This is a genomic window from Burkholderia sp. HMSC10F09 (assembly GCF_001806955.1).
In the GTDB taxonomy this organism is placed as follows: domain Bacteria; phylum Pseudomonadota; class Gammaproteobacteria; order Burkholderiales; family Burkholderiaceae; genus Burkholderia; species Burkholderia multivorans.
The window spans coordinates 1-4,916 of sequence record NZ_KV786792.1 but is presented as its reverse complement, the minus strand read 5'-3'; the positions used below and the strand labels follow the sequence as shown (position 1 = coordinate 4,916).

Sequence of the window (4,916 nt, the reverse complement as noted above, 5' to 3'; positions counted from 1 at the left end):
GCTCGCGGAGCGGCTGCGCGACGCCGACGATGCGGCGCGCGTGCTCGGCGCGGTGCAGCCGACGCTCACGCGCTACCGGTGGCCCGGCAACGTGCGCGAATTGCAGAACGTGATCGAGCGGATCGCGGTGGAGCTCGCCGAAGCGGCCGACGAAGGCGATGCGGCCGCGCCCTGCGCGGCGCTCGCGCCCGACGCGCTGCAGACGATCGCGCCCGAGCTGTTCGCCGCGCCGCCCGACGGCGGCGACGCCGAGGACGCACAGACGCTGCAGGCGCGCCGCCGCCGCGCGGAAGCGGACGAGATCCGTGCGGTGCTCGACGCCTGCGGCGGCGACCGCGATCGTGCGTGCGCGATGCTCGGCATCAGCAAGACGACGCTTTGGCGGAAGTTATCGGCGAAATAGCGGCGAGTCGCACGACGTTGCGGGATGCCGCGGCGCTACGACGCGCCGGCGCGCCGGCACGGCGGCCGTCAGTCCGCCTTGTGATAGTGACGGTACGCCTTTGCGCGATTGCCGCACGACGACATCGAGCACCAGCGGCGGCTGCCGTTCTTGCTGTCGTCGACGAACAGCCATTGGCACGCGTCGTTCGCGCACCGCTTCACCTTCGCAAGCCGTACGCCGCCGAGCAAGTCGGTCGCCGACCACAGCACGGGGCTCAGCAGCGCGCCAAGCGTCGCGCCCGGCGGCTCGATCCGCCACGCATAACGGCCGTCCACGCGCGCCAGCGCGACGCGCGGCGACGCTTCCGCGAGAAACGCACCTACCTGTTTCAGATCTTCGGCCTGCGGCTCGCGCTGCTCCGCCTGCGCAAGGAACAACCGATACAACGCCTCGCGCAACGCGAGCGCATGCGCAAGCCAGGCCGGCCCGTCGTCGATCCCTGCGCGGCACGCGTCGGCGACACAAGCAGGCACGCCGGCCTGATCGCGACACCACGCGAACAGGTCGTCAATCGTCCGCAAGGTTTCGGTCGGCGGCTCGGTGCCGCGCCAATACAACGTGTTCGCGAAATCGATGCTCAGAGTGTCGGCCGGTGCCGGAATCAGGCAGTCCGGCCCGGTAGGGGCGCGTCGGGCATTCATGTCGGCGATCGTACTAACCGCCATGCCGGTTGACAAGCGTCGAAACGGTTCCTAGCATAACCGGCATGGTGGTTAAAAACGGTTTGCTGCACTGACGTCCCCCTTCAGTCCAAGGAGCCCCAGATGATCGATCACCTTTCCTTCGGCGTTGCGCAGATCGAGCGCAGCCGCACGTTCTACGACAACACGCTCGGCGCGCTCGGCTACAAGCGGCTGCACACCGCCGCCGACTCGCTCGGATACGGCGCCGACGAGCCGTCGCTCTGGCTCACGCGTACGGCGCGCCCGGTCGTCGCGGACCCGGAATCGGGCCTGCACATTTCGTTCAAGGCAGCGTCGCCGGTCGAGGTCGACGCGTTCTATCGCGCCGCGCTCGCGCACGGCGGCCAGGACAACGGCGGCCCCGGCAAGCGCGAGCAGTACGGGCCCGGCTATTACGCGGCATTCGTCGTCGATCCGGACGGTTACCGGATCGAAGCGCATTGCGAGCTCGACAACATCGTGTGATGACCTTCCGGCGGCGCGATGAACGCCTGCCGGCGCCAGTAAACGACGACAGCCCGATACCGGTATCGGGCTGTGTGCTCTAGGCTCTTCGCGCGCAGCCCGATCGAGCCGCGCCGTCTGCCGCCGGTGCCGCTCAGCGCGCGGCGCGCGTGAGCTGCAATTGCTCGCCGAGCCCTTCGATGCCGAGCCGGACCATCTGGCCGGCCTTCAGATAGACGGGCGCCGGCTTGATGCCCATCCCCACGCCGGGCGGCGTGCCGGTCGTGATGACATCGCCGGGCTGCAGCGTCATGCAACTCGACAGATACGCGATCAACTGCGCGACGGTGAACACCATCGTGCGTGTGTTGCCGTTCTGATAGCGGTGGCCGTCCACTTCGAGCCACAGGTCGAGCGACTGCGGGTCCGGCACCTCGTCGCGCGTGACGAGCCAGGGGCCGATCGGGCCGAACGTATCGAAGCCCTTCCCCTTGTCCCACTGGCCGCCGCGCTCGATCTGCCATTCGCGTTCCGACACGTCGTTGACCACGCAATAACCCGCGACGTAGTCGAGCGCGCGCGCTTCGTCGACATCCTTGCACTGGGCGCCCATCACGACGCCGAGCTCCACTTCCCAGTCCGTCTTCACCGAGCCCTTCGGAATGTCGATTCCGTCGTTCGGGCCGCAGATAGAGCTCGTCCACTTGCCGAACACGACCGGCTCCTTCGGCACCGGCATCCCCGCTTCCGCCGCGTGATCCGCATAGTTCAGACCAATGCCGATGAACTTGCCGACGCGGCCGACGCACGCGCCGATGCGCGGCTCGCCCGATACCAGCGGCAGCGTGGCGGGATCCAGCGCGCGCAGTCGCGCGAGACCCGCGTCGGACAGGACGTCGCCCGCGAGATCCGGCACATGTGCGGACAGATCGCGGATGCGGCCGTCCGCGTCGAGAATGCCGGGCTTTTCCTGGCCGGGCGGGCCATAGCGAAGCAGTTTCATCGTGCTCAACCTCTGTAGTCGAATGTGTCAGGATACCGGCCGCCACCGCAGCGCGCAGCGGCTCGCCGGATTGATCGTCGATCGTCGATGGCATGCGCGGCACGATGGCCGACCTGCCCGCCGACGCGCGAGGCTCGCGCGGGCGCAGCGATCGCGGCGCCGCACGGAGCGGCGCGCATCGGACGGGCGGCCACCGGTCTGCGCATCGGCGACGACGGCGCGGCAGGCGCGTCGCGACGCGCCTCCACATCGGCCGGCGTCGCGCGCGGCCCGCACCGTCGTTGGCCCGCGACTCTTTGTACCATCGGCCGCGCAGCATGAAATGACGCACGACGGATACCGACTATTGGCGAAGTCGCGGGCGGTGCGGCGCAGCATCGGGCGCGTTGCACGGTGCGACGGCGCCGCGGACATGCTGCCAAGGTGGCGCGCGCGCCGTGTCGGGCGACAAATATCGGCTATTCGCTGCAATCGTGTCATCGAGAACGCCATCTGACCCGTTCTTGGCAGGTAACGATCGGTAAAAAGACGCTGCATTGCACACTGCGGGTTTATTGTCAGACTTGCGCGAATTGTTTCATCGCGTTCGTCGGCGCCTGCGGGTCGCGTTGCCGCGTACGTCGCCGCCGATCGTCGGCAACTTTCGAACGACATGTCCACCACAATGCAAACGAACGACGACCTGGTTCCCGGTAGCGACGCACGGGAATCGTTGCGGGCACTCGACCGCTATCGCGCGCCCGCGCTCGACAAGGGGCTCGATATTCTCGAGCTTTTGTCCGAACAAAAGGAAGGCCTCACGCGGACCGAGATCACGAAGGAGCTCGGCCGCAACGCGAGCGAGATCTACCGGATGCTCGAACGCCTCGTCGCGCGGCGCTACGTGATGCGCTCGCCGGGCGGCGACCGCTACACGCTGAGCCTGAAGCTGTTCGCGCTCGCGCATCGTCATCCGCCGATGAACCGGCTGATCGCGGAGGCGCTGCCGCCGATGCAGCGCTTCGCCGATGCGGCCGAGCAATCGTGTCATCTGTCCGTGTACGACCGCGGCAGCCTGCTCGTCATCGCACAGGTCGACGGGCCGGGCTCGTGGGGCGTGTCGGTGCGGCTCGGCTCGCGCGTCGGGCTGGCCGACACCGCATCGGGCAGCGTGATGCTCGCGTTCCAGAGCGCCGAGCAGCGCGCGCACATGCTGGCCGAGCACCGGAAGGTGCAGGGCGAAGCGCCGCTGAACGAACCGGAGCTCGCGAGTGCGTGCGAGTCGACCCGGCAGGCCGGTTTCCTGCAACAGGACAGCCGGCAGGCATACGGCGTGACCGATCTGAGCGCGCCGCTGCTCGGCCCGTCCGGACAGGCAATCGCCGTGCTGACCTGTCCGTACATGCGCCGGATCGACGCGCATGCGGCGCCGCCGATCGACGAGGTGGTCGAACGGCTGCGCGATACGGCGCGCAATCTGTCGATGTATCGCACGGAGACTTGCTGACGAGGTCTGGCGGGCGACGTGCGGCCGTCGTGGGTCCGGCGACGCAGCAAGCGGCTCGGCAAGCGCGGCCGGCATGTGCCGTGCGTACCGTGCGTACCGTGCGTACCGTGCGCGATGTCGGCCGGTTCGCTGCGCGCGTTGCACGGACATCGCGGCACGCTCGCGCGTGCCGCTGGGCGTGTGCGCGCTACGCTAGAATAGCGGCCCTCTCAAAAACTACGGCGGCTGCGGTCGCGGCCGCCGTGTCCGATGGATGTCATGGCCAAACTTCTGAACGATCAAGAATTCCAGCGTTTCTCCGAACTTCAGCAGAAGCAGGCAAGCTTCACGATCACCCCCGAAGAGGCGGACGAGCTCCGCGACATCGTCGCGCGCGCGCAGAAAAAGCGCGACGACCGCGCCGCCGCGATGCAGGCGATCGAAAGCTACATCGAGCAGTTCGACATCACGCCCGACGAACTCTTCTCGCCCGAGCAGATCGGCGACGCGGCACGCACGTACGGGTTGATCACGGCGACGAAGAAAGAGCGCGTGCTGCCGCCGTCGATCACGTTCAACGGCAAGCCGTATCAGTGGACGAAGACGCTGCCGGACGACGTGCGCAGCGCGCTGTTCGACGCGTTCACGTCCGGCGAGTCGGTCAAGCGTTTCATCGCGATGCCGAAGGACACCGCGCGCTGCGCGCTGACGATCGCGCGACTTGAACGCGAAACGGGCGCCGTCTATGCCGACACGCACCTCGAGGAGCTCGCGATTTCGCGTGCTCAGGTAAACGACGCGGCAGCGAAGCTCGCGGCCTAAGGGACGCGCGGGGGCCCGTGCGGCGCGGGCGATGCGCGCGGCGGGCGATGCGCG

Annotated in this window: 6 protein-coding genes; 4 read left to right on the top strand and 2 right to left on the bottom strand. The window is 68.2% G+C overall.

Features of this window, described 5'->3' with window-relative positions; all coding sequences use genetic code 11:
- A partial coding sequence (locus HMPREF3115_RS19010; RefSeq protein WP_305367012.1) for a helix-turn-helix domain-containing protein occupies positions 1-403 on the top strand: 403 nt, incomplete at its 5' end.
- Between the two features lie 68 nt (positions 404-471).
- Here the strand turns inward: HMPREF3115_RS19010 and HMPREF3115_RS19005 are convergent.
- Positions 472-1,110: a CGNR zinc finger domain-containing protein gene (locus HMPREF3115_RS19005; protein WP_053298129.1), complete on the bottom strand. Its 639-nt coding sequence runs from the start codon at positions 1,108-1,110 to the stop codon at positions 472-474.
- A gap of 99 nt (positions 1,111-1,209) precedes the next feature.
- Between HMPREF3115_RS19005 and HMPREF3115_RS19000 the strand changes: the two genes are divergently transcribed.
- Positions 1,210-1,593, top strand: a complete 384-nt coding sequence (locus HMPREF3115_RS19000) for a VOC family protein (protein WP_006407904.1) — start codon at positions 1,210-1,212, stop codon at positions 1,591-1,593.
- 133 nt (positions 1,594-1,726) lie between these two features.
- Here HMPREF3115_RS19000 and HMPREF3115_RS18995 read toward each other — a convergent pair whose 3' ends face one another.
- The gene (locus HMPREF3115_RS18995) at positions 1,727-2,575 is read right to left on the bottom strand and encodes an ureidoglycolate lyase (protein WP_006407903.1); all 849 of its coding nucleotides are present in this window, start codon (positions 2,573-2,575) and stop codon (positions 1,727-1,729) included.
- 664 nt (positions 2,576-3,239) lie between these two features.
- Between HMPREF3115_RS18995 and HMPREF3115_RS18990 the strand changes: the two genes are divergently transcribed.
- Complete coding sequence (locus HMPREF3115_RS18990; protein WP_070555616.1) at positions 3,240-4,061, top strand: IclR family transcriptional regulator; 822 nt, start codon at positions 3,240-3,242, stop codon at positions 4,059-4,061.
- 249 nt (positions 4,062-4,310) lie between these two features.
- Positions 4,311-4,862 (top strand): hypothetical protein, encoded by a 552-nt coding sequence (locus tag HMPREF3115_RS18985; RefSeq protein ID WP_035489105.1) that lies wholly within the window; start codon positions 4,311-4,313, stop codon positions 4,860-4,862.
- Positions 4,863-4,916 lie beyond the last annotated feature (54 nt).

Coding starts and splice junctions, on each gene's coding strand:
- HMPREF3115_RS19005 (WP_053298129.1), bottom strand. CDS start 1,110: ATGGCGGTTAGTACGATCGCCGACATGAATGCCCGACGCGCCCCTACC.
- HMPREF3115_RS19000 (WP_006407904.1), top strand. CDS start 1,210: ATGATCGATCACCTTTCCTTCGGCGTTGCGCAGATCGAGCGCAGCCGC.
- HMPREF3115_RS18995 (WP_006407903.1), bottom strand. CDS start 2,575: ATGAAACTGCTTCGCTATGGCCCGCCCGGCCAGGAAAAGCCCGGCATT.
- HMPREF3115_RS18990 (WP_070555616.1), top strand. CDS start 3,240: ATGCAAACGAACGACGACCTGGTTCCCGGTAGCGACGCACGGGAATCG.
- HMPREF3115_RS18985 (WP_035489105.1), top strand. CDS start 4,311: ATGGATGTCATGGCCAAACTTCTGAACGATCAAGAATTCCAGCGTTTC.